The organism is Streptomyces sp. Da 82-17 (assembly GCF_046098215.1).
GTDB lineage: Bacteria > Actinomycetota > Actinomycetes > Streptomycetales > Streptomycetaceae > Streptomyces.
Genome location: NZ_JBJURH010000004.1, coordinates 219,007 through 240,256, shown reverse-complemented (window position 1 = coordinate 240,256; position 21,250 = coordinate 219,007). Strand labels below are relative to the sequence as shown.

The window sequence follows — 21,250 nt, the reverse complement described above, 5'->3', positions numbered from 1 at the left end:
CGAGTCAACCCGCAGGAAGGGGAGAGCGATGAGGCGCACAGCACTCCACTGGTTCAAGTCGAGCTACAGCAGCAGCGAAGGCGGCCAGTGCCTCGAAGTCGCCTACGACTGGCGGAAGTCCAGCTACAGCGCCAGCGAGGGCGACCACTGCGTGGAGATCGCCGCGCACCCCACCGCCGTCCACGTCCGCGACTCCAAGAACCCCGACGGTCCCGTCCTCACCGTGAGCCCCGCGACCTGGACCGCCTTCGCGCGCGAGGCCGGCCGGAACGCCATCTCGTGACCCGACCCGTTGTCACGTACGACGAACTCTGCCAACTCGTCGATGGGTACGAGGAGTTGGCGAAGGCACAGGGCCTGCTGGTGCGGGCGGACATCGCGGAACTAGAGATCACCGTCCGCACGATCGACGCCACACCCCGGCGGGGCCGCATCCTCTCGGAGCTCGCTTTCCAGATACAGACCCAGGACGACAAGGCCGCCCCACTCGTGGGATGCCGCGCGCACCACCCCGACCTGGGCCTCTGCCGTACGGCAGACCTACTCGTCGTCACCGAGGACGCGCTGGACGGACAGTCCGACGACTTCGCGGTGTTCGGCCCGGAGGTTTCCATCGCCATCGAGGTCTCCTCCGCCGACGACGGGCACGCCGCCCCGCCCGTCTACGGCCGCATGGGCGTCCCCGCGTACGCGCACATCGACCCCAGGAACGCCACCATCACCGTCCACGACGGGCCCACCCGTACGTACAAGTTCGGGGACGCAGTCCGGCTCAACGACTGGACAATCGACACGTCCAAGTTCCCCACCTGCTGAGAGGCGGCTCCTCTGAGTCAAGGCGCGCGGCGTGCGCGCGCGAACTCGCACCACACCACCTTCCCCGGCACCCTCGCCCCCACCCCCCACTTGTCGGCCAGGCACGACACCAGCAGCAGCCCGTGCCCGCCCTCGTCGCGCGCCTCGCAGGGGATGTGCGGCTCCCCGTCCCCGCTGTCGTGCAGCTCGACGCGCAGTACGGTCCCGTCGTACGCCAGCCGCACCAGGAACCCCCGCCCCGGCGGGACGCCGTGCAGCAGGGCGTTGGTGGCCAGCTCGCTCACGCATAGCAGTACGTCGTCGCCGCCGGGGGCCAGGCCCCAGTCCCCGAGGGCCTCCCGCGCGAACCGCCTGGCTGCGGGCACGGAGCGGCGCTGCCGGTGCAGGAACTTCTCACGAAATACGGGCAGTTGGAGTGTCTCGTTCACCCCGCGAGCGTCGCGGAGCGTGACTACGCTTCGGCAGTGCGTCGACCCCGACAGATTTCTTGTCGGGGTCCGTTCGAGGTCGAGGGCCACCGGGGGTGGGGACGTGGGCATCATGAGCCCTGGCAAGCGTCAGAAGAAGAACCCGTCGGCGATGCGGATGGTGGGTGAGCGGCTCTCCCTGTTCCGTAGAGCGGCGGGCATGACCCAACGGGTGCTGGCGAGTCGACTGGTCGTGGCGGAGGCGACGATCGCGGCGATCGAACAGGGGCGACGACCCCTGTTGCCGGACATGGCCGAGGCTCTGGATCAACTTCTGGCCACCAAAGGAGCGTTGTCAGTCGCGGTGGCCAACATGCCGGAGATCGACGAGTTCCCGCTGTGGGCCGAGTCGTACATCAAGCACGAGCGTGAGGCGATCGCGCTGTCGCTGTACGCAAACCAGGTACTGCCCGGCCTGTTGCAGACCTGGGATTACGCGGAAGCGGTGTTCCGCGAACGGGTCCCCTCGTACGACGAGGACGAGATCAGCGCCAAGACCGCGGCTCGGGTGGAGCGTCAGTCGATCCTGCAGCGGAAGAATCCGCCGACCGTCAGTTTCGTCATCTGGGAACCGGTACTCGGCCTCAAGATGGGGGACCGGCCCACGCAGGTCGCGCAGCTGCAGCACCTGCGGGAGTGCGCCCAACTACCTTGCGTATCCCTGCAGATCCTGCCACTGGACAGCAGGCACCATGCCGCGCTCGACGGCCCCTTCGTACTGTTGGAGACGCCCGAGCACCAGCACCTCGCGTACACGGAAACCCAGCGCGGGAGCCAATGGGTTGCCGACCGAGACGAGGTGTCCATCCTTCAACGCAAATATGCGATGCTGCGAGCCCAGGCCCTCACCCCAGACCACTCCTTGGGCCTGCTGGATGGCCTGCTAGGAGAGCGATGAGCACCGCATTGCACTGGTTCAAGTCGAGCTACAGCGGCAGCGAGGGCGGCGAATGCCTCGAAGTCGCCTACGACTGGCGGAAGTCCAGCTACAGCGCCAGCGAGGGCGACCACTGCGTGGAGATCGCCGCGCACCCCACCGCCGTCCACGTCCGCGACTCCAAGAACCCCGACGGGCCCGTCCTCACCGTGAGCCCCGCGACCTGGGCCGCCTTCGCGCGCGCGGCTAGGGCCTGTCCGGCGGATCTTGTATGACGGTGCCCATCGGACTCATCAGTCCGATGGGTAAGAGCGTGGTTCGGGCCGTATAGGGGGCGGGTAACGATTGATCGCTATCGATCACCCCACAGGAGGTACGGATATGGCGGAGAAGCAGCCCGCGCCTGAGATCCCCGGCTTGACGATCGTCGAAGCCTCGCAGGTGGCGGAGGAGGACAAGGCTTCGCTCACTGTCGACTGGCAGGACGACGAACTGGTTCTCAAAGCCCGTGACGGTGATGCTGTCCCCTCACGGATTCGCCTCACCGATGCCGACGGCAACACGGTGGCCACCTATGTACTGGCTCCTGCCGGTCGCGCGGCCGCGGCCCCGTACGCGGAGGTCACGGATCCCGATGGTGGCGAAGACTGGCAGATCAAGCACTCGCCGTTCTACAAGCTCAGGTGACACAGGGCTGGCGTAGTAGGTGCGTCAGCGGAGCCAAAGTTTGATCGCTGCGAGGGTGACAGTGCCGTGGAAGACGTAGGCGCGCTTGTCGAACCTCGTGGCCACGGCACGGAAGTTCTTCAGTGCGTTGATCGTCCGCTCGACCTCGTTCCTGCGTTTGTAGATCGTCTTGTCGAAGCCGGTGGGCCGGCCGCCTCTGCTGCCACGGCGCTTCCGGTTGGCCCGCTGATCCTTCGGCTCGGGGATGGTGTGCTTGATCTGCCGTCTGCGCAGGTAGCGTCGGTTTCGGCGGGAAGAATACGCCTTGTCACCCCCGAGGTGATCGGGGCGAGTGCGGGGACGTCCGCCGTCCTGACGGGCGACCCGGACACGCTCCATGACCGGGATGAGCTGCGGGGCATCACCCCACTGCCCCGGTGTGAGCAGAAACGCGAGCGGACGGCGGCCTCCCTCGCCGGCCAGGTGGATTTTGCAGGTCAGTCCGCCCCGGGAGCGTCCGAGTCCCTCGTCGGGGCGGTGCTGCCGGGGCGTGCGTCTTTTCCCGGCACTCGCGGCGGCTTCTTGCGTGCTCTGGCGGCGTGCTGGTGAGCGCGGCATGAGGTCGAGTCCACGCTCACCATCGACCAGTCGATGCGGCCGTCCGCGTCCGCGTCGGCCAGGCCCTAGCCGTGCCGGAACCGCCCCCGGTACTCCGTAGGCGTCGTCCCGAGCCTTCGCCTGAAGGCTCGGATCAGAGTGTCCACCGTGCCGAAGCCGCACGCCGTCGCCACCCGGTCGAGGGTGTCGTCCGTGGACTCCAGGCGCTGGCGGGCCACTTCGACGCGGGCCGACTCCACGTAGGACGCCGGTGTCACGCCGAGTTCCGTCTTGAAGAGGCGGGTCAGCTGGCGTTCGCTGAGGTGCGCCGCCGCCGCGAGATCCGGGACCGTGAGCCGCCCGGCGAGGTTCTGCGTGACGTACGCGCGCAGCTCGTCCATGCGCCGCGTCGTCGAGCCCGGTTCCGTCGGCACGCTGAATTGGCTCTGCCCGCTGGGGCGTTTGAGGTACATCACCAGTTGCCGCGCCACCCGCAGCGCCGTCGCCTCGCCGAAGTCCTCCGCGACCAGCGCGAGCGACAGGTCCAGGCAGGCCGTGATGCCCGCGCCCGTCCACACCCGGCCCTCGCGGATGAAGATCGGGTCCGCGTCGACCCGTACCGCCGGGTGCTCGGCGGCCAGCTGGCGCGCCGTCGACCAGTGCGTGGTGGCCCGCTTGCCGTCCAACAGGCCCGCCGCGGCGAGGAGATGGGCGCCCACGCACACCGAGGCGGTACGACGAGCGACAGCCGCCAGCTTGCCCACCCAGCCGACCGTCCGCGGGTCCGTCACCGCCCGCACCCCGCCCGCCCCGTCCGGCTCGACCGAGCCCGGGACCAGGAGCGTGTCGATGGGGCCGCCCGCCACCTCGTCGTACGTCACGTCCGGGAGGACGCGGACACCGGCCGCCGTGCGCACCGGGTCCAGGGACTCCGCGGCGAGCACGACCCGGCAGCCGGACGCCTCCGGCCGCTCCCGGCGCAGCAGCGCGAAGACCTCCGGCGGGCCCGTCACATCCAGCAGGTCGACGCCCTCGAAGAGCATCACCACGATCAGCCGGTCCACGGTCGCCCCTTTCCACCTCGCACCGATGTCCGGATCTGCAAGTTACATGACATTGCCGCCATCACCGCGCGTCCCTAGCGTGGAACGCATGGCAACCACGAGCACGACCACGAGCACCACCACGACCCTGCGCGAACTCAGCGGACTCGACCAGACCCCCGCCCGGCTCGGCGACGCGACGCTGATCCTCGTCGACTACCAGAACACCTACACCCGCGGCACCCTCGAACTCACCGGCTGGAGCGAGGCGTTGGACGCCGCCGCCGACCTCCTCGCCCGCGCGCGGGCCGCCGGCGCGAAGGTCGTGCACGTGATCCACGACGGCGGCGAGGGCAGCGCGTACGACATCCGCGCCGAGATCGGGCAGATCCACGAGCGGGTCGCGCCGGTCGACGGCGAACCGGTCGTCGTGAAGGGCGCGCCCGACTCCTTCCACGGCACCGACCTCGGCGAGCACGTCGACGCCGCCGGGCACAAGGACGTCGTGGTCGTCGGCTTCATGACCCACATGTGCGTGACGTTCACCGCGCAGGGCGCGTTCCTGCGCGGCAACCGGCCCACCGTCGTCGCCGACGCCTGCGCCACCCGCCCGCTCCGGCACGGCGCCCGCGACACCGACGTCCCGGCCGAGCAGGTCCACCACAGCGCCCTCGGCACGATCGCCGACCTGTACGGGGTCGTCGTGCCGTCGGCGGACCACCTGGGGTGAAGCGCAGCGGAGCCCACCGCCTAGGCTCCCTGGCATGACCGTCGACCTTCAGCAGCGCTGGGCCGCCGCCCTGCTCGCCGTGCGCGGTGCGGGCGGCGGACCCGACCCCGCCCCGTACGCCGCGAACCTCCTGGAGCGGTGGGCCGAACCGCAGCGGAAGTACCACACCCTCGGCCACCTCACCGCGGTCCTCGACCACCTCGACGTCCTCGCCCCGCACGCCGAGGACGCGGACGTCGTCCGGCTCGCCGCCTGGTTCCACGACGCGGTGTACCTGCCGGAGCGGTCCGAGAACGAGGAGCGCTCCGCCCGGCTCGCCGAACGCGCCCTGCCCGAGGCCGGGGTCGGCCCGGAGGCGACCGCCGAGGTGGCCCGGCTCGTCCGCCTCACCGTCGGCCACGACCCCGCCGAAGGCGACCGCAACGGCGAGACCCTCTGCGACGCCGACCTCGCGATCCTCGCCGCCGAGCCCGACGCGTACGCCGCCTACGCCGCGGCCGTGCGCGAGGAGTACGCCTTCGTGCCCGACGAAGCCTTCCGCGACGGGCGCGCGGCCGTGCTGCGCCAACTCCTCGACCTGCCGAGGCTGTTCCGCACCCCGCACGGCGCCGCCGAGTGGGAGGAGCGGGCCCGCCGGAATATCGCTGTCGAGCTGGAGCTGCTCACGGCATGATCGGGACATGGCCTCCCGAACCCCCGGCGCGGACGCCGAGACCTCGCTCGTCACGCTGCACGAGATCGCCCCGCCCGCCGCCGCCGACCTCGCCCTCGGCGGCACCGGCGGCTTCCACTGGATCGACGGCGGGCCCGAGGAGGGCACCCGGATCGGCGCCGGCCTCGTCGCCAAGGCCGACGGGGAGGGCACGTACGTACCGGGCTGGGGCGTGTACGTCATCGCGCGCGCCGGGGACGCGCGGGCCGTCGGCGCGATCGGCTTCCACACGGCGCCCGCCGACGGCCGCGTCGAGATCGGGTACGACATCGTGGCCGCCGCCCGCCGCAACGGATACGCGACCGCCGCCGTCCGCGCCCTCACCGCCCGCGCCCTCGCCGACCCCGGCGTCACGACGGTCCGCGCCCGCACCACCCCCGACAACACGGCCTCCCGACGGGTCCTGGAGAACGCCGGGTTCCGCCTCGTCGGCCGGGACGGGGAGGAGCTGACGTACGAGGTCGGGGAACTCGGGGAGCTCGGAGAGGTCGGGGAACTCGGGGAATAGGAAAGCGTTCGGTCACTGTTCGCAACGGATATGGCCGACCCTGTGACCGATCCCGGTCCCCCCGCCCCCTCCCGTACCGATAAGCGCTCCAAGACCCGGATGCCGATCGCCGTGCACACGCTCGGCCTCGCCGTCTTCGCGCTCGGCACCAGCGAGTTCATGCTGTCCGGGCTGCTCCCCGAGATCGCCCGGGACATGGACGTGTCCATTCCCAGCGCCGGCCTGCTGATATCGGCCTTCGCGATCGGCATGGTCGTCGGCGCCCCGGTGCTCGCCGCCGCCACCCTGCGGCTGCCCCGGCGCACCACCCTGATCTCCCTCATCACCGTGTTCGGCCTCGGCCAGATCGCCGGCGCCCTCGCCCCCTCGTACGAGATCCTCTTCGCCTCCCGGGTCGTGAGCGCCCTCGCCTGCGCCGGGTTCTGGGCGGTCGGCGCGGGCGTCGCCATCGCCATGGTCGACAAGGGCGCGCGGGCCCGCGCCATGGCCGTGATGATCGGCGGCCTGTCCATCGCCAACGTCCTCGGCGTGCCCGCGGGCGCGTTCCTCGGCGAGCACTTCGGCTGGCGGTCGGCGTTCTGGGCGGTCGGCGCGGCCTCCGCCATCGCCCTCGTCGGCGTGGCCACGCTCATCCCGCGCATCCCCGTGCCCGCCGAGAAGCCCCGGCTCCGCAGCGAACTGGTCATCTACCGGGACCCGCAGGTGTGGGTGCAGATCGCGCTCATCACACTCGCGGGCGGCGGCGTCTTCTGCGCGTTCAGCTATCTCGCGCCACTCCTCACCGACGTGTCCGGGCTCGCCTCCGGCTGGGTCCCGACGGTCCTCGCGCTGTTCGGCATCGGCGCGCTCGTGGGCACGACGGTCGGCGGGCGGATCGCCGACGCGCACCTCTTCGGCGTCCTGTTCAGCGGCATCGTCGCGTCGACGGTGTTCCTGGTCGTGCTCGGCGCGTTCGCGTCCGTCGCCGCGGTGTCCATCGCGGTGGCGTTCCTCATCGGCGTCTCCGCGTTCTACACGGCGCCCGCGCTCAACGCCCGCATGTTCAACGTCGCGGGCGCCGCCCCGACCCTCGCCGGGGCCACCGCCACCGCCGCGTTCAACCTGGGCAACACGACCGGCCCGTGGCTCGGCGGCCTGGTCATCGACGCGGGCCTCGGCTTCACCTCCCCCGCCTGGGCGGGCGCGGGCATGACCCTCCTCGGCCTCGCGGCGGTGATCCTGGCCCTGCGCATGCAGAAGGGGCGTTCCGTACGCGTAGCCACCGGCGGCCCCACCCCCACCGCCCGCGCGGGCGAGCCCGCGACGCCCACGGCGACGGCCCCGCCCGCGTAAACAGCCCGAGGCTCTCGTGCAGCCCGGTTCGGGGCAGCCCGGTTCGGGGCAGCCCGGTTCGGGGCCGTCCACCGGGTCGTCCAGGAGGCCCTGGCCTACCTGCACCAGCACTCGGACGACGCCCCGCCCGGGTCCGGGTCCGGGTCAGGGCTCGGGCTCGGGCTCGGGGCGAGCGCACACCCCGGCCGCACCCCCGTACCGCCGCGCGGCGGCCACGGCCTGCTGGGATCGCGGCTGAGAACCCGGCGCACTTGAGAACTCGGCGCCGCTGACGGACAGCCCCGGCAACGCCCGTCGCCCCAGCTGGGCTCGGCCCGGGCCAGGCGACGGCACCCTGACCACGCCTGGCCGGGGCCAAGGGGTCCGAGTCCGGCCCCCGCTGGAGGGCCACGCCCCGCACAGAAACCCAGTCCCCGCCACCAGTCATGAGACCACAACTCGCCCCAGCGGGCGCCTGCGTCTCGCCCCGGCAGAAACCACCCCCCGCCCCAGCAGGGACCGACCTCATCCGGCCAACAGGCCCCCGCCCCCGCCCCAGCAGGGACCACCCCCTCACCGACGCAGGGGAACTACGACTGCGGCTACGACTCCCCCCGGCCAGGGGACCGCTTCCGTCGCCTGAGTCCCGCCCGGGTGAGCAGCCGCACGATCTCGCGGCTCGACACCTCCACCGCCCCCGCCCGGACCGCGTCCGCGTACCGGTGGGAGGGGACGTCGTAGTGGTCGCGCTCGAAGGCGCGGCGGGGGCAGCCGACCTGTTCGGCGAAGGCGTGCAGCTCGTCGTACGACACGTCGCTGACCATGTGCGACCAGAGGCGGCCGTGGCCGGGCCAGGTCGGCGGGTCGATGTAGACCGTCATCGGGCCCGCACCGCCCGAGCGCTCACCGGGACACCGAGCCCAGCGACCCCACCGCCGCGACCACGATGCCCGCCTTGCCGCAGACCCAGTGCGGGTCGGCGCCCAACTCCGGCTCCACGTCGAGCGCGTGCGGATCGCCGGAGCCGCAGGCGGGGCACAGCGGCCAGCGGCCGTACTTCTCCAGGAGCCGGTCCTGGACGTCCTGCGCCACCAGACCGGCGACGAACTCCGCGCCCTGAGGCCACTGCTCGACCCACCAGCGGCGGTGGGTCACGGCGTCCTCGACGAGCGAGACGACGTCGGCCTCGGCCACGTCGCCCGCCACGAGGTCGGCGAGGACGAGCGCTCGGGCCGCGTGCAGCGCCTGCTCCAGGTGACTGGTGGGGTCCGGGGCGTTCATGCGTCCATTGTGCGCCCCACCCCCGGGGTGCCCGAAAGTCCCTCCCCCTCTCGCACCGTGAGGCCGTATGCACCACCCGTACTCGGCGCCGATGGACCCTTGACCCCCGACCGGACGGAAAATATCTTTCAAGCGTGAGCAATGACCTGAAGGAAATTTTCACCGGCGGCAACGGCGGCGCCCCGCCCGCACCCGCGGCCCTCGCCGCGAAGGTGCGCACGCTCGCGCCGTCCATGACCCGCTCCATGCAGCGCGTCGCCGAGGCAGTCGCCGGCGACCCGGCCGGCTGCGCGGCCCTCACGGTCACCGGGCTCGCCGAGCTCACCGGCACCAGCGAGGCCACCGTCGTCCGCACGGCCCGCCTCCTCGGCTACCCCGGCTACCGCGACCTGCGCCTCGCCCTCGCCGGTCTCGCCGCCCAGCAGCAGTCGGGCCGCGCCCCGGCCGTCACCGCGGACATCGCCGTCGACGACCCGATAGCGGACGTCGTCGCCAAGCTCGCCTACGACGAACAGCAGACCCTCGCCGACACCGCCGCCGGACTCGACACCGCCCAGCTCGGCGCGGCCGTCTCCGCCATGGCCGCCGCCCGCCGCATCGACATCTACGGCGTCGGCGCCTCCTCCCTCGTCGCCCAGGACCTGGCGCAGAAACTCCTCCGCATCGGCCTCGTCGCGCACGCGATGGGCGACCCGCACCTGTCCGTCACCAACGCGGTGCTGCTCCGCTCCAAGGACGTCGCCGTCGCCATCACCCACTCCGGCTCCACCGGCGACGTCATCGAACCGCTCCGCGTCGCCTTCGAGCACGGCGCGACCACCATCGCGATCACCGGCCGCCCGGACGGCCCGGTCTCCCAGTACGCCGACCACGTACTGACCACGTCCACGGCCCGCGAGAGCGAGCTCCGGCCCGCCGCGATGTCGTCCCGTACGTCCCAACTCCTCGTCGTCGACTGCCTGTTCGTCGGCGTCGCACAGCGGACGTACGAGACCGCCGCGCCCGCGCTCGCCGCGTCGTACGAGGCGCTCGCGCACCGCCACAGCCCACGCAGCCGATGACCGCGCCCGCCCCGGCACCCCACACCCCTCACCCGCCGCGTCACGAAAGAGCCGCCGCACCCATGACTGCCACCACCCCCGACAACTACGGCGAACTGCGCGCCGAGCTCGCCACGCTCACCACGGAGGCGTTCCGGCCCGAGCTCGCCGAGATCGACCGGCTGTCCACCCTGGATATCGCCCGCACGATGAACGGCGAGGACGCCTCCGTTCCCGCCGCCGTCGCCGAGCAGTTGCCGCAGATCGCCGCCGCCATCGACGCCACCGCCGAACGCATGGCCCGCGGCGGTCGCCTGATCTACGCGGGCGCCGGCACCGCCGGACGGCTCGGCGTGCTCGACGCCAGCGAGTGCCCGCCCACCTTCAACACCGACCCGGGCGAGGTCGTCGGCCTGATCGCGGGCGGCCCGGCCGCGATGGTCACCGCCGTCGAGGGCGCCGAGGACTCCAAGGAGCTCGCCCGCGAGGACCTGGAGCGGCTCGGCCTGACCGCGGACGACACGGTGGTCGGCATCTCCGCCTCCGGCCGCACCCCGTACGCGATCGGCGCCGTCGAAAACGCCCGTGCCGAGGGCGCGTTGACGATCGGCCTGTCCTGCAACGCGTCCTCCGCGCTCGCAGCTTCCGCGGAGCACGGCATCGAGGTCGTCGTCGGACCCGAACTCCTCACCGGCTCCACCCGGTTGAAGGCCGGCACGGCGCAGAAGCTCGTCCTCAACATGCTGTCGACGATCACGATGATCCGGCTCGGCAAGACCTACGGAAACCTGATGGTCGACGTCCGCGCCTCCAACGACAAGCTGCAGGCCCGCTCCCGCCGCATCGTCGCCCTCGCCACGGACGCGCCGGACGCGGCCATCGAGACCGCGCTCGCCGCGGCCGACGGCGAGGTGAAGACGGCGATCCTGATGATCCTCGCCGACATCGACGCCGGCACCGCGAACACCCTCCTGGCCGGTTCCCACGGCCACTTGAGGGCCGCCCTCACCGCCGCGACCGACCCCACGACCCCCTGACCCCACGCCCCACGGCACCTCAGCGCCCCACGGCACCTCCGCACAGCAAGGCCCGTACATGAGCACCGACAACAAGAACCGCGCCATCGCCGCCGCGATCCTGCCCCTCGTCGGCGGCGCCGCCAACATCGACTCCGTCGCGCACTGCATGACCCGGCTCCGGCTCGGCCTCCGCGACCGCAGGCTCGTCCAGGACGAGGCCCTCGCGGCCCTGCCCGACGTGATGGGCGTCGTCGAGGACGAGACGTACCAGATCGTGCTCGGCCCCGGGAAGGTCGCCCGGGTCACGCCGGAGTTCGAGCAGCTGGTGGCGGAGGAGCGGGAGGCCGCGCCGACCGGGCCCGACACGGACACGGAACCGCCCGCCGGTACCGCCGACGAGCCGCACGCCCGTACCGCCGACGAACTGGCCACTCAGGGCGCCGAGATGAAGGCCGCGCAGAAGACCAGGAACCAGACCCCGGTCAAGCTGTTCCTGCGCCGCATCGCCAACATCTTCGTCCCGCTCATCCCGGCCCTGATCGGCTGCGGCATCATCGCCGGACTCAACGGCCTGCTCGTGAACCTCGGCTGGCTGCCGTCCGTGACGCCCGCGCTCGCGGCGATGGCCTCCGGGTTCATGGCGCTGATCGCGGTGTTCGTCGGCCTCAACACGGCCAAGGAGTTCGGGGGTACGCCGATCCTGGGCGGCGCGGTCGCGGCGATCATCGTCTTCCCCGGCGTCGCGAACATCGAGGCCTTCGGCCAGAAGCTCTCTCCGGGGCAGGGCGGCGTACTCGGTGCGCTGGGCGCCGCGATCCTCGCCACGTACATCGAGAAGTGGTGCCGGAATGGGGTCTCCCCTGGTCGAGCGAAGTCGAGAGCTTGGGGAAGGGTGCCGGAGGCGGTGGACGTGCTCGTCACGCCGACGCTCACCGTGCTGCTCTCCGGACTCGTCACGATCTTCGGCCTGATGTTCGTCGCGGGCGAGGTGTCCACGGCGATCGGCACGGCCGCCGACTGGCTCCTCGACAACACCGGCGCGTTCGCGGGCCTCGTCCTCGGCGGGCTGTTCCTGCCGCTCGTGATGCTCGGCCTGCACCAGGCCCTCATCCCCATCCACACCACCCTCATCGAGCAGCAGGGCTACACGGTGCTGCTGCCCATCCTCGCCATGGCGGGCGCCGGCCAGGTCGGCTGCGCCATCGCCGTCTTCAAGCGCCTGCGCCACAACCACTCGGTCCGTACGACCATCAAGTCCGCGCTCCCCGCCGGTTTCCTGGGCGTCGGCGAGCCCTTGATCTACGGCGTCTCGCTCCCCCTCGGCCGCCCCTTCGTCACCGCGTGCGTGGGCGGCGCGGCGGGCGGCGCGTTCGTCGGGTTCTTCTCGATGATCGGCGAGAAGGTCGGCTCCACGGCCATCGGCCCGTCCGGCTGGGCCCTCTTCCCCCTCCTCGACGGCAACAAGGGCCTCGGCACGACGATCGCGATCTACGCGGGCGGCCTCCTCGTCGGCTACGTCGTCGGCTTCGTCGCCACGTACTTCTTCGGCTTCAGCAAGCAGATGCTGACGGAACTGAACGTTCCGCAGGAGCGGCCGACCCCCGCGACGCCCGCGGAACGCCCGAAGGAACCGGCGGGGGTCTGAGCCGCCGGGCCTTCCCGGGGGAGGCGTTGTCAGTGGCGGGACCTAACCTTCCCGCCATGAGCAACGAACCGAACGACGCCTCCCCCAGCCCCACTTGGGACGCCCTGCGCGCGCTGCCGACGGCGGAGCTGCGCAGGCGTACGGCGATCGTCACCGAGGTCACGGAGATCGCCCCGATGACGGTGGACGGCGCGGAACGCCACGCGTGGAACGACGGCGGCGGCCAGTCCGCGGTCTGGTACTTCACCACCGACGGCCGCGTCCTGCTGCTGACCTTCGACCACGAGTCGGACCTGAACCTGTATGCGGAGGGCACCCACGCCCTCCAGAAGTCCCTGTACGACGGCGTCCCCGCCGACCTCCGCGCCCTGGTCGAGAACCGCCCGGAGAACTACGAGTCCCTGAACCTCGTCGACGAGGACACCGGCGCCGCGATCCACTACGCGGGCGGCGTCTTCTGGCACGACGGCGAGCAGTGGCACATAGCGGAGGGCCTCCGCACCCACTGCGCACGCGAAGAGCTCGACCTCTTCACGGACTCCGGCTTCGACTACTGCCTCTCCGAATACCTCCTCACCCAGCCCCGTTTCACCCCCGAAGCCCTGACGGCGTACCGGAAGGAGGAGGGGCTGTACGAGGACGCGGACGAGGAGCGGGCCGACCTGGCCGCCCTCAAGGCCGTCTTCGAGCGGCACGACCAGCCCCAACTCCCGTATGCAGCAAGGATGTAGGGTCCCTCTGTCGTATCGCGGGGACGGGGGGAGTCGGCGAAGTGGCAGACAGCACGGCGGGGGTCACACCTCCCCAGCAGGAGCCGGAACCGGACCCCACGCCGCCGGCACCCACGCCGCCGGCACGCGCACCCCAGGACCCGGCGCCGCAGGACCCAGCCCCTCAGGCCCCGGCCCCACAGGCCCCGGCGCCGCAGGAACCCGCACCGCAGGCCGGCCCCGCCTCCGCCTCCCGCGCCGTCAGGGCCTGGCGGGGGTTCCAGTCGCTCGGGGCCGCGAACAAGATCGGCGCGCTCGGCCTGCTCGTCGCCGTGGTCACCCTCGTCACCCCCTGGCTCACCGCCGCGTACAGCGCGCTGTTCGAGGACGACGCCCTGGCCGTCCTCGCCGAGCAGCAGAACGACGTCTGCTCCACCCGCTGGCTCACGACCGAGAGCCACGCCGACCTCGCCCAGCGCGTGCCGGAGATCACCGACGCCACCCGCGCCCGCTGGCAGCGCGAGGGCAAGATCGTCCACCGCGGTCAGGTGAACGCGTCGATCAGCGTGCGCGGCAACATGAACAAAGCCGTCCAGCTCCGGGACGTGTCCATCACCGTGACCAAGCGCCACCAGCCGGGCGCCCTGGCCGCCGCCGAAGAGGGCGAGTGCGGCGGCGGCAGCGACCGCAAGCAGCAGGTCCTCGTCGTCGACCTGGACACCCTGCCCGTGGGACAGCCCGTCTCCGGCCAGTACCTGCTGACCAGCCCGCACCAGAAGGCCGCACGGAAGGCCGCCGCCGAATTCGGCCGCCCCCTCCTCGACCTGCCGACCGACGTGACCACGAGCTCGGTGTACGACCTGGTCCTCACCGGCCGCACCCAGCACTACACGACCGAGTGGCGGGCCACCCTCACCTGGTGGGACGGCAAGGAGACCCACACCACGACGATCGACAACGAAGGCCGCCCCTTCCGCGTCTCCGCCCTCCCCCGGTGAACGTCGGCAAGGCGCTGCACCGCGCCCCGCTCGCCGCCACCCTGCTCGCCGTCCTCGCCGCACACCTGGTCGGTGTGCTCCCGCAGCAGACCGCCTGGGCCGAACTGCCCGCCGACGGCAGCCCGTTGAGCGCGCTCCGCCGCCTCACCGTGGCACCGAACCCGCTGTTCAGCGAGCAGACCGGGCTGGCGGCCCTCGGACCGGACGCCCTGTGGACGGCGGTGTTCCTGCTCGTCCTGGCCGCGCTCGGCTCGGCGGTCCGCGCGGTCGCGCCCGAGCGGGTGCGGATGCTCGTACTCGCCGCGCTGCTCCCCGCGTTCGCCCCGCTCGCCGGGCTGCTCGCGCTGGCCACGGTCCGCCTGCCCGAGCTGTCCTTCGACCCGTACACGCGCGGCGACGCGGCGAACCGGCTGCTCACCGACGCCGCGCAGAGCCACGGCCACACGCTGCTGCTCGGCCTGGTCGGCGCGGCCGTCGCCGGTTGCCTCGGCCTCTCGGCGCTCGCCCGCCACCTCGCCGCCACCGAGCCCCGGTTCACGTCCGAGCCGGTCGGCTGGCTGCGCGATCAGGCCCGGCTCCTGCTGCGTTCGACCGGCCCCGCCCTGCTCGCGCTGGCCGGCGGCGCCGTGGTGCTGCTCGCCTTCACGGCAGGCCTGCCCGTGCTCCTGCTCGACCCGCTCGTCCGGATCTGGTGCGGCAGCGCGGAACTGCCCGCCCCCTGCGCCGTCCAGCTGTCGGGCGACCTCGACACCCTGCCCTCCACGTCGTGGAGCGCCCAACACCCGCTGCTGTACCGCCTGTTGACCCTCTACGCCTGGCAGAGCTTCGCGCTCCTGTACGTCGGCGGCTACGTGATCGTCCGCCGCCTCACCCGGTCCCTGCCGCGGGTCGTCGGCGCCGCCGTGTCCGCGTACGCCGCCTACCCGCCGGCCGTCTGCACGTACGTCGCCCTCCTGGACGGAGTCGACACCGCCCTGGACTCGGGGCGGCAACTCCTCACCGGCGACGAGCTGTTGCTGCAGGCACTGCCACCGGCCGGGCTGTACCACGCCCTGTTCGCGGCCCCCGTGGCCGCCGCGGTGTGCGCGGGCTCCCTGGCGCTGCGCCTCCGCCTCCGCCGCGCCCCCGCCGACACCGCCGACGGCGAGGCGCAGGACGGCGACGGCCACACGCAGGACGGGGACACGCGACAGGGGCGGCACCCCTCCCGTACGGGAGACGTGCCGCCCCTGCGGAGCTGACGCTCAGGGCTGCTGATCCGGAGGATCAGAAGTCCATGTCACCGCCCGGCATGCCGCCCGGAGCGGCCGCGGCGGCCTTCTCCGGCTTGTCGGCGATGACGGCCTCGGTGGTGAGGAACAGCGCGGCGATGGAGGACGCGTTCTGCAGGGCGGAACGGGTCACCTTCGCCGGGTCGATGATGCCCTCGGCGATCATGTCGACGTACTCGCCGGTGGCGGCGTTCAGGCCGTGGCCGACGGTCAGGTTGCGCACCTTCTCGACGACGACACCACCCTCGAGGCCACCGTTGACGGCGATCTGCTTGAGCGGGGCCTCCAGGGCGAGCTTCACGGCGTTGGCGCCGGTCGCCTCGTCACCCTCGAGCTCCAGCTTCTCGAAGACCGCGGAGGCCTGCAGCAGGGCGACGCCACCGCCGGCGACGATGCCCTCCTCGACGGCCGCCTTCGCGTTGCGAACGGCGTCCTCGATGCGGTGCTTGCGCTCCTTGAGCTCGACCTCGGTCGCGGCGCCGGCCTTGATGACGGCCACGCCGCCGGCCAGCTTCGCGAGGCGCTCCTGCAGCTTCTCGCGGTCGTAGTCCGAGTCGGACTGCTCGATCTCGGCGCGGATCTGGTTCACGCGGCCGTTGACCTGGTCGCTGTCGCCGGCACCGTCGACGATGGTGGTCTCGTCCTTGGTGATGACGACCTTGCGGGCGCGGCCGAGCAGGTCGATCGTCGCGTTCTCCAGCTTGAGGCCGACCTCCTCGGAGATCACCTCGCCGCCGGTGAGGATCGCGATGTCGTTCAGCATGGCCTTGCGGCGGTCACCGAAGCCCGGGGCCTTGACGGCGACGGACTTGAAGGTGCCCTTGATCTTGTTGACGACCAGGGTCGACAGGGCCTCGCCCTCGACGTCCTCGGCGATGATCAGCAGCGGCTTGCCGGACTGCATGACCTTCTCGAGGAGCGGGATCAGGTCCTTGACGGAGCCGATCTTCGAGTTGGCGATCAGGATGTACGGGTCGTCGAGGACGGCCTCCATACGCTCCATGTCGGTGGCGAAGTACGCCGAGATGTAGCCCTTGTCGAAGCGCATACCCTCGGTGAGCTCCAGCTCCAGACCGAAGGTCTGGGACTCCTCGACGGTGATGACGCCTTCCTTGCCGACCTTGTCCATGGCCTCGGCGATGAGCTCGCCGATCTGGGAGTCGGCGGCGGAGATGGAGGCGGTGGAGGCGATCTGCTCCTTGGTCTCGACCTCCTTGGCCTGGTCGAGCAGGGCGGCGGAGACGGCCTCGACGGCCTTCTCGATACCGCGCTTCAGAGCCATCGGGTTGGCGCCGGCGGCCACGTTGCGCAGGCCCTCGCGGACCAGGGCCTGGGCGAGCACGGTCGCCGTGGTCGTACCGTCACCGGCGACGTCGTCCGTCTTCTTGGCGACTTCCTTGACCAGCTCGGCGCCGATCTTTTCGTACGGGTCCTCGAGCTCGATCTCCTTGGCGATGGACACACCATCGTTGGTGATCGTGGGGGCGCCCCACTTCTTCTCGAGGACGACGTTGCGACCCTTGGGGCCCAGGGTCACCTTGACGGCGTCGGCGAGCTGGTTCATGCCGCGCTCGAGGCCGCGCCGTGCCTCCTCGTCGAACGCGATGATCTTGGCCATGTGAAGTGGTCCTCCCGGACGCGGTGGAAACGCAAACAGACCGGCGCCGATGCCCGCGACGGACGGCCTGCAGCCCTTGTGGTTCCTTGCCCCACCCGGCCTGCGGGCCTCACCGACCCGATCCAAGTTCTGTCACTCTCACCTTCAGAGTGCTAACGCCAATGATTAGCACTCACCCCACCCGAGTGCAAGACGCTTCCGGAGTACGAGCCCGACCTCGGGCCCACCCGAGGACCGGGCCCGGGCACGCCGAAGGGCCCGCACCCCGTGGGTGCGGGCCCTTCGTCAGCTGTGCAGTCGCGTCGGCGCGATCAGCCGGCTGCCACGCGGACCATGTCGGCCTGCGGGCCCTTCTGACCCTGCGAGATCTCGAACTCGACCCGCTGACCCTCTTCAAGGGTGCGGTATCCGTCCATCTGAATCGCGCTGTAGTGGACGAAAACATCCGCACCACCGTCGACCGCGATGAAGCCGTACCCCTTCTCCGCGTTGAACCACTTGACGGTGCCCTGAGCCATGCCTAACTCCCCTATTACTGGCCCTTGCACAGATCCGCACTTCGCGGATCCGGGTCAGACCTCACCCCCCGACAGGTGGGGGCGTGCGCCGGAACGCGTCGACCGCCGCTGAATGTATCTGCCCAACTGCCGTCTGCAACAGGTCAATTCGACGAGAAATCTGGGCGCGACCGATCGGCTGAACAGGGAGAATTCGCCGGATCCCAGAACAAGTCGGACCGGGCGAACGGAACAAAGCGTGCGAATTGCGGGGGCTCTTCGACCGCAAGTCGTCGGCGAAACCGGGAGTTCTCATATGCGCGCGGCATGCGCGGAGACCGAAAGCGGAACAGCTTTCCCAACTCTATCGCGCCCAACCATGCAGAATTGCCCCCTCCGCTTCCTGCGGAGGGGGCAATTCTGCATGTTTCCTGCGTAACGGGGCCGCAGGTCGGCCGCGGGTTCAGCAACCGCCGGCGACGGCCGGGATGATCGAGACGCCGGCGCCGTCCGGGGTGGCGGTCTCCAGGCCCTGCTCGAAGCGGACGTCGTCGTCGTTGACGTACACGTTCACGAAGCGGCGCAGCTTGCCCTGGTCGTCCAGGACGCGCGCGGCGATGCCCGCGTGGTTCTTCTCCAGGTCCGAGATGACCTCGGCGAGGGTGGCCCCCTCGGCGGCGACCTCGGCCTGACCGCCGGTGTAGGTGCGCAGGATGGTGGGGATGCGGACGTTGACGCTCATGGGATCACCTTCAGTAAGACGGTTTGGTGGCGCCCCTGAAAGGGGCGCGGGGCTGTGTCAATTTGCGGCTGGCGCCGCGCGGGCGCGAGGACGGACCACTGCCCGCAGTCGGCTACGGACAGCGGCCCCTACGGCGACTAACCGGCAAGCCCCGCCGCACGGAACGCGTCAAGCGACGGCTTGATGGTCGCGGTGGCCTGCGAGGTGGGCGCCACGGCGTCGAGCGTCTTGAGCCCGTCGCCCGTGTTCAGCACGACCGTGGTCAGCGTCGGATCGATGAGCCCGGCCTCGATCAGCTTCTTCGTCACGCCGACGGTCACACCCCCGGCCGTCTCCGCGAAGATCCCCTCCGTACGGGCGAGCAGCTTGATCGCGTCGACGACCTGCTCGTCGTTCACGTCCTCCACGGCCCCGCCGGTGCGCCGGGCGATGTCCAGGACGTACGGGCCGTCGGCGGGGTTGCCGATCGCGAGGGACTTGGCGATGGTGTCCGGCTTCTGCGGGCGGACCACGTCGTGGCCGTTCTTGAAGGCCGTGGACACCGGGGAGCAGCCCTCGGCCTGGGCGCCGAAGATCTTGTACGGCTTGTCCTCGACCAGGCCGAGCTTGATCAGCTCCTGCAGGCCCTTGTCGATCTTCGTGAGCTGCGAGCCGGAGGCGATCGGGATGACCAGCTGGTCGGGCAGCTGCCAGCCGAGCTGCTCGCAGATCTCGTACGCGAGCGTCTTCGAGCCCTCGCCGTAGTACGGCCGCAGGTTCACGTTGACGAAGCCCCAGCCCTCGCCCAGCGGGTCGCCGATGAGCTCGGAGCAGAAGCGGTTGACGTCGTCGTAGTTGCCCTCGATGCCGACGAGCTCGCCGCCGTACACCGCGGCCATGACGACCTTGCCCTGCTCCAGGTCGTGCGGGATGAACACGCAGGAGCGGAAGCCGGCGCGGGCGGCGGCGGCGCCGACGGCGCCGGCGAGGTTGCCGGTGGACGAGCAGGAGAGCGTGGTGAAGCCGAAGGCGCGGGCGGCCTCCAGGGCCTGGGCGACGACGCGGTCCTTGAAGGAGTGCGTCGGGTTGCCGGAGTCGTCCTTGATGAACAGGCCGCCGGTGACGCCGAGTTCACGGGCCAGGTTGTCGGCCTTGACGAGCTTGGTCCAGCCGGGGTTGAGGTTCGGCTTGGTGGCGACGTCGGCGGGGACGGGCAGCAGCGGCGCGTACCGCCAGATGTTGTCCGGGCCTTCGGCGATCTTCTTCTTCAGCCCCTCCGGGTCGCCGACCGGCAGGTCGTACGCGACCTCGAGAGGCCCGAAACACAGCTCGCAGGCGAAGATCGGGCCGAGGGGGAAACGCTCACCGCACTCGCGGCAGGAGAGGCCCGAGGCGGGGCCGAGGTCCACGGTGGTGGTGGTTTCTGCGGTCTGTACAGCCATGAGAGGCGAGGCCCTTTCTCCTCATCTTCCTCGCGACGCACTTCGCCACGAGACGGATTTGGCACCTTCCCTAGCCGGGAGCCTCGCGCGCCCAGTTGCGCAAGTAACCAGCTGGAGGGTTGCCGGGGCTTCAACGGGCCGTATCCCTCTGCCCCTCTGGATGAGCGGTATTCGATTGTCGGCGACGACCCCCGGCATGCGGTGGTCGTTCGCGTTGTTCAAGACTGTAACGGACGGCCCGCACTGTTGAGATAGTCGTCCGAACCGCGAGATGGATCACAACCAGGGAGTAACTGACGTGCTCGAAGAGGTGGAGCGCTGGCTCGAACGGCGCTCCTGGTCCGTCGACGACCGCCCGCTCGACCGGATCCTCGCCGCGAAGGCGCGCTCCGGGAGCAAGGTCAGCGTGGTGCTGCCCGCGCTCGACGAGGAGGCGACGGTCGGCGCGATCGTGTCGGTGATCCGCCGCGAGCTGATGACTCCCGAGGCGCCCCTCGTCGACGAGCTGGTGGTGATCGACTCGGGCTCCACCGACCGCACCTCCGAGGTGGCGGCGGCGGCCGGGGCGCGGGTGGTGCACCGGGACGCGATCCTTCCGCGGCTGCCCGCCGTGCCCGGCAAGGGCGAGGTGCTGTGGCGGTCGCTGCTCGTGACCAGCGGTGACGTGGTGTGCTTCGTCGACGCCGACCTCAGGGAGTTCTCGGCCGACTTCGTCACCGGCATCGTCGGCCCGCTCCTGACCGACCCGGACGTGCAGTTCGTGAAGGCCATGTACGACCGGCCGCTCGGCACTGAGTTCGATCCGCCCGCCTCCGGCAGGACCGCCGGCCAGGGCGGCAGGGTGACGGAGCTGGTCGCCCGGCCGCTGTTGAACCTGCACTGGCCCCAACTGGCCGGATTCGTCCAGCCGTTGGGCGGCGAGTACGCGGCCCGGCGCTCGCTCCTCGAACGGCTGCCGTTCCCCGTCGGGTACGGCGTGGAGCTGGGTCTTCTCGTCGACTCGCTGCACACCGTCGGCCTGGACGCGCTCGCGCAGGTCGACGTCGGCGTGCGCCTGCACCGGCACCAGGACGGGCGGGCCCTCGGCCGGATGGCGGCGGCGATCTACCGCACGGCGCAGCTGCGGCTCGCCCGCGGCCATCTCGTACGGCCCCGGCTCACCCAGTTCGAGCGGGGCGAGCACGGCTTCGAGCCGCGCACGCACGCCGTGGACACGGAGGAGCGGCCGCCGATGACGGACATCGAGGAGTACCGGGACCGCCGCGTGGCGTAGACGTGTCG

General features: G+C 71.2%; 24 protein-coding genes, 1 pseudogene and 1 riboswitch. Of the genes and pseudogenes, 16 read left to right on the top strand and 9 right to left on the bottom strand.

What is annotated here, in order from left to right; genetic code table 11:
• Positions 1 to 28 precede the first annotated feature (28 nt).
• Positions 29 to 283 carry a DUF397 domain-containing protein gene (locus ACIDOF_RS08855; protein ID WP_409005173.1) on the top strand — a complete coding sequence of 85 codons (255 nt, stop codon included), beginning with the start codon at positions 29 to 31 and terminating at the stop codon, positions 281 to 283.
• On the top strand, positions 280 to 816 hold the full coding sequence (locus tag ACIDOF_RS08850) for a hypothetical protein (protein WP_409005172.1): 537 nt from the start codon (positions 280 to 282) through the stop codon (positions 814 to 816). The genes ACIDOF_RS08855 and ACIDOF_RS08850 overlap by 4 nt, the downstream gene beginning before the upstream one ends.
• 17 nt (positions 817 to 833) lie before the next feature.
• Here the strand turns inward: ACIDOF_RS08850 and ACIDOF_RS08845 are convergent, their stop codons facing one another.
• Entirely contained in the window at positions 834 to 1,244 is a 411-nt protein-coding gene (locus ACIDOF_RS08845; RefSeq protein ID WP_409005171.1) for an ATP-binding protein, read from the bottom strand.
• Positions 1,245 to 1,356: 112 nt separating this feature from the next.
• On the opposite strand from ACIDOF_RS08845, the gene ACIDOF_RS08840 reads away from it, so the two are divergent.
• The 3 genes from ACIDOF_RS08840 to ACIDOF_RS08830 all read left to right on the top strand — a co-directional run bounded on the left by ACIDOF_RS08840 (position 1,357) and on the right by ACIDOF_RS08830 (position 2,847).
• Positions 1,357 to 2,181: a helix-turn-helix domain-containing protein gene (locus ACIDOF_RS08840; protein WP_409005353.1), complete on the top strand. Its 825-nt coding sequence runs from the start codon at positions 1,357 to 1,359 to the stop codon at positions 2,179 to 2,181.
• Positions 2,178 to 2,435, top strand: a complete 258-nt coding sequence (locus tag ACIDOF_RS08835) for a DUF397 domain-containing protein (protein ID WP_409005170.1) — start codon at positions 2,178 to 2,180, stop codon at positions 2,433 to 2,435. Before ACIDOF_RS08840 ends, ACIDOF_RS08835 begins: the two co-directional genes overlap by 4 nt.
• Positions 2,436 to 2,541: 106 nt before the next feature.
• A complete protein-coding gene (locus tag ACIDOF_RS08830) occupies positions 2,542 to 2,847 on the top strand; it encodes a hypothetical protein (RefSeq protein ID WP_409005169.1) in 306 nt (101 codons plus the stop codon).
• 24 nt (positions 2,848 to 2,871) lie between these two features.
• Here the strand turns inward: ACIDOF_RS08830 and ACIDOF_RS08825 are convergent.
• Together ACIDOF_RS08825 and ACIDOF_RS08820 are read right to left on the bottom strand one after the other, a co-directional pair.
• Positions 2,872 to 3,503: pseudogene (locus ACIDOF_RS08825) on the bottom strand (IS5 family transposase); the annotation flags it as partial.
• A gap of 6 nt (positions 3,504 to 3,509) precedes the next feature.
• On the bottom strand, positions 3,510 to 4,466 hold the full coding sequence (locus ACIDOF_RS08820; RefSeq protein WP_409005352.1) for a GlxA family transcriptional regulator: 957 nt from the start codon (positions 4,464 to 4,466) through the stop codon (positions 3,510 to 3,512).
• 109 nt (positions 4,467 to 4,575) lie between these two features.
• On the opposite strand from ACIDOF_RS08820, the gene ACIDOF_RS08815 reads away from it, so the two are divergent.
• The 4 genes from ACIDOF_RS08815 to ACIDOF_RS08800 all read left to right on the top strand — a co-directional run bounded on the left by ACIDOF_RS08815 (position 4,576) and on the right by ACIDOF_RS08800 (position 7,748).
• The gene (locus ACIDOF_RS08815) at positions 4,576 to 5,196 is read left to right on the top strand and encodes an isochorismatase family protein (protein WP_409005168.1); all 621 of its coding nucleotides are present in this window, start codon (positions 4,576 to 4,578) and stop codon (positions 5,194 to 5,196) included.
• Between the two features lie 34 nt (positions 5,197 to 5,230).
• Entirely contained in the window at positions 5,231 to 5,869 is a 639-nt protein-coding gene (locus ACIDOF_RS08810) for a hypothetical protein (protein ID WP_409005167.1), read from the top strand.
• Positions 5,870 to 5,876: 7 nt separating this feature from the next.
• On the top strand, positions 5,877 to 6,416 hold the full coding sequence (locus tag ACIDOF_RS08805; protein ID WP_409005166.1) for a GNAT family N-acetyltransferase: 540 nt from the start codon (positions 5,877 to 5,879) through the stop codon (positions 6,414 to 6,416).
• Positions 6,417 to 6,515: 99 nt separating this feature from the next.
• Positions 6,516 to 7,748, top strand: coding sequence for a Cmx/CmrA family chloramphenicol efflux MFS transporter (locus tag ACIDOF_RS08800; protein ID WP_409005165.1), 1,233 nt, complete (start codon positions 6,516 to 6,518; stop codon positions 7,746 to 7,748).
• A 581-nt stretch (positions 7,749 to 8,329) separates the two neighbouring features.
• Here ACIDOF_RS08800 and ACIDOF_RS08795 read toward each other — a convergent pair.
• Together ACIDOF_RS08795 and ACIDOF_RS08790 are read right to left on the bottom strand one after the other, a co-directional pair.
• Complete coding sequence (locus ACIDOF_RS08795; protein ID WP_409005164.1) at positions 8,330 to 8,608, bottom strand: DUF4031 domain-containing protein; 279 nt, start codon at positions 8,606 to 8,608, stop codon at positions 8,330 to 8,332.
• Between the two features lie 22 nt (positions 8,609 to 8,630).
• Positions 8,631 to 9,008: a hypothetical protein gene (locus ACIDOF_RS08790; protein WP_409005163.1), complete on the bottom strand. Its 378-nt coding sequence runs from the start codon at positions 9,006 to 9,008 to the stop codon at positions 8,631 to 8,633.
• 134 nt (positions 9,009 to 9,142) lie between these two features.
• Between ACIDOF_RS08790 and ACIDOF_RS08785 the strand changes: the two genes are divergently transcribed.
• From ACIDOF_RS08785 to ACIDOF_RS08760, 6 genes are all read left to right on the top strand, one after another.
• Positions 9,143 to 10,069, top strand: a complete 927-nt coding sequence (locus ACIDOF_RS08785; protein WP_409005162.1) for a MurR/RpiR family transcriptional regulator — start codon at positions 9,143 to 9,145, stop codon at positions 10,067 to 10,069.
• A 62-nt stretch (positions 10,070 to 10,131) separates the two neighbouring features.
• Positions 10,132 to 11,085 (top strand): N-acetylmuramic acid 6-phosphate etherase, encoded by a 954-nt coding sequence (gene murQ / locus ACIDOF_RS08780; RefSeq protein WP_409005161.1) that lies wholly within the window; start codon positions 10,132 to 10,134, stop codon positions 11,083 to 11,085.
• A 58-nt stretch (positions 11,086 to 11,143) separates the two neighbouring features.
• Positions 11,144 to 12,712, top strand: a complete 1,569-nt coding sequence (locus ACIDOF_RS08775; RefSeq protein ID WP_409005160.1) for a PTS transporter subunit EIIC — start codon at positions 11,144 to 11,146, stop codon at positions 12,710 to 12,712.
• A 56-nt stretch (positions 12,713 to 12,768) separates the two neighbouring features.
• The gene (locus ACIDOF_RS08770) at positions 12,769 to 13,443 is read left to right on the top strand and encodes a hypothetical protein (protein WP_409005159.1); all 675 of its coding nucleotides are present in this window, start codon (positions 12,769 to 12,771) and stop codon (positions 13,441 to 13,443) included.
• Positions 13,444 to 13,484: 41 nt separating this feature from the next.
• Entirely contained in the window at positions 13,485 to 14,420 is a 936-nt protein-coding gene (locus tag ACIDOF_RS08765; RefSeq protein WP_409005158.1) for a hypothetical protein, read from the top strand.
• On the top strand, positions 14,417 to 15,661 hold the full coding sequence (locus ACIDOF_RS08760) for a hypothetical protein (RefSeq protein ID WP_409005157.1): 1,245 nt from the start codon (positions 14,417 to 14,419) through the stop codon (positions 15,659 to 15,661). The genes ACIDOF_RS08765 and ACIDOF_RS08760 overlap by 4 nt, the downstream gene beginning before the upstream one ends.
• A 25-nt stretch (positions 15,662 to 15,686) precedes the next feature.
• Here the strand turns inward: ACIDOF_RS08760 and groL are convergent, their stop codons facing one another.
• From groL to thrC, 4 genes are all read right to left on the bottom strand, one after another.
• The gene (groL, locus tag ACIDOF_RS08755) at positions 15,687 to 17,309 is read right to left on the bottom strand and encodes a chaperonin GroEL (RefSeq protein WP_409005156.1); all 1,623 of its coding nucleotides are present in this window, start codon (positions 17,307 to 17,309) and stop codon (positions 15,687 to 15,689) included.
• A 311-nt stretch (positions 17,310 to 17,620) separates the two neighbouring features.
• Positions 17,621 to 17,827: a cold-shock protein gene (locus ACIDOF_RS08750; protein WP_030576453.1), complete on the bottom strand. Its 207-nt coding sequence runs from the start codon at positions 17,825 to 17,827 to the stop codon at positions 17,621 to 17,623.
• A gap of 442 nt (positions 17,828 to 18,269) precedes the next feature.
• Entirely contained in the window at positions 18,270 to 18,548 is a 279-nt protein-coding gene (locus tag ACIDOF_RS08745) for a MoaD/ThiS family protein (protein WP_409005155.1), read from the bottom strand.
• Positions 18,549 to 18,685: 137 nt separating this feature from the next.
• Positions 18,686 to 19,969, bottom strand: a complete 1,284-nt coding sequence (gene thrC, locus ACIDOF_RS08740; RefSeq protein WP_409005154.1) for a threonine synthase — start codon at positions 19,967 to 19,969, stop codon at positions 18,686 to 18,688.
• Positions 19,970 to 19,987: 18 nt separating this feature from the next.
• A riboswitch (SAM riboswitch) is annotated at positions 19,988 to 20,136 on the bottom strand.
• A 131-nt stretch (positions 20,137 to 20,267) separates the two neighbouring features.
• Between thrC and ACIDOF_RS08735 the strand changes: the two genes are divergently transcribed.
• Positions 20,268 to 21,242: a glucosyl-3-phosphoglycerate synthase gene (locus ACIDOF_RS08735; RefSeq protein WP_409005351.1), complete on the top strand. Its 975-nt coding sequence runs from the start codon at positions 20,268 to 20,270 to the stop codon at positions 21,240 to 21,242.
• Positions 21,243 to 21,250 lie beyond the last annotated feature (8 nt).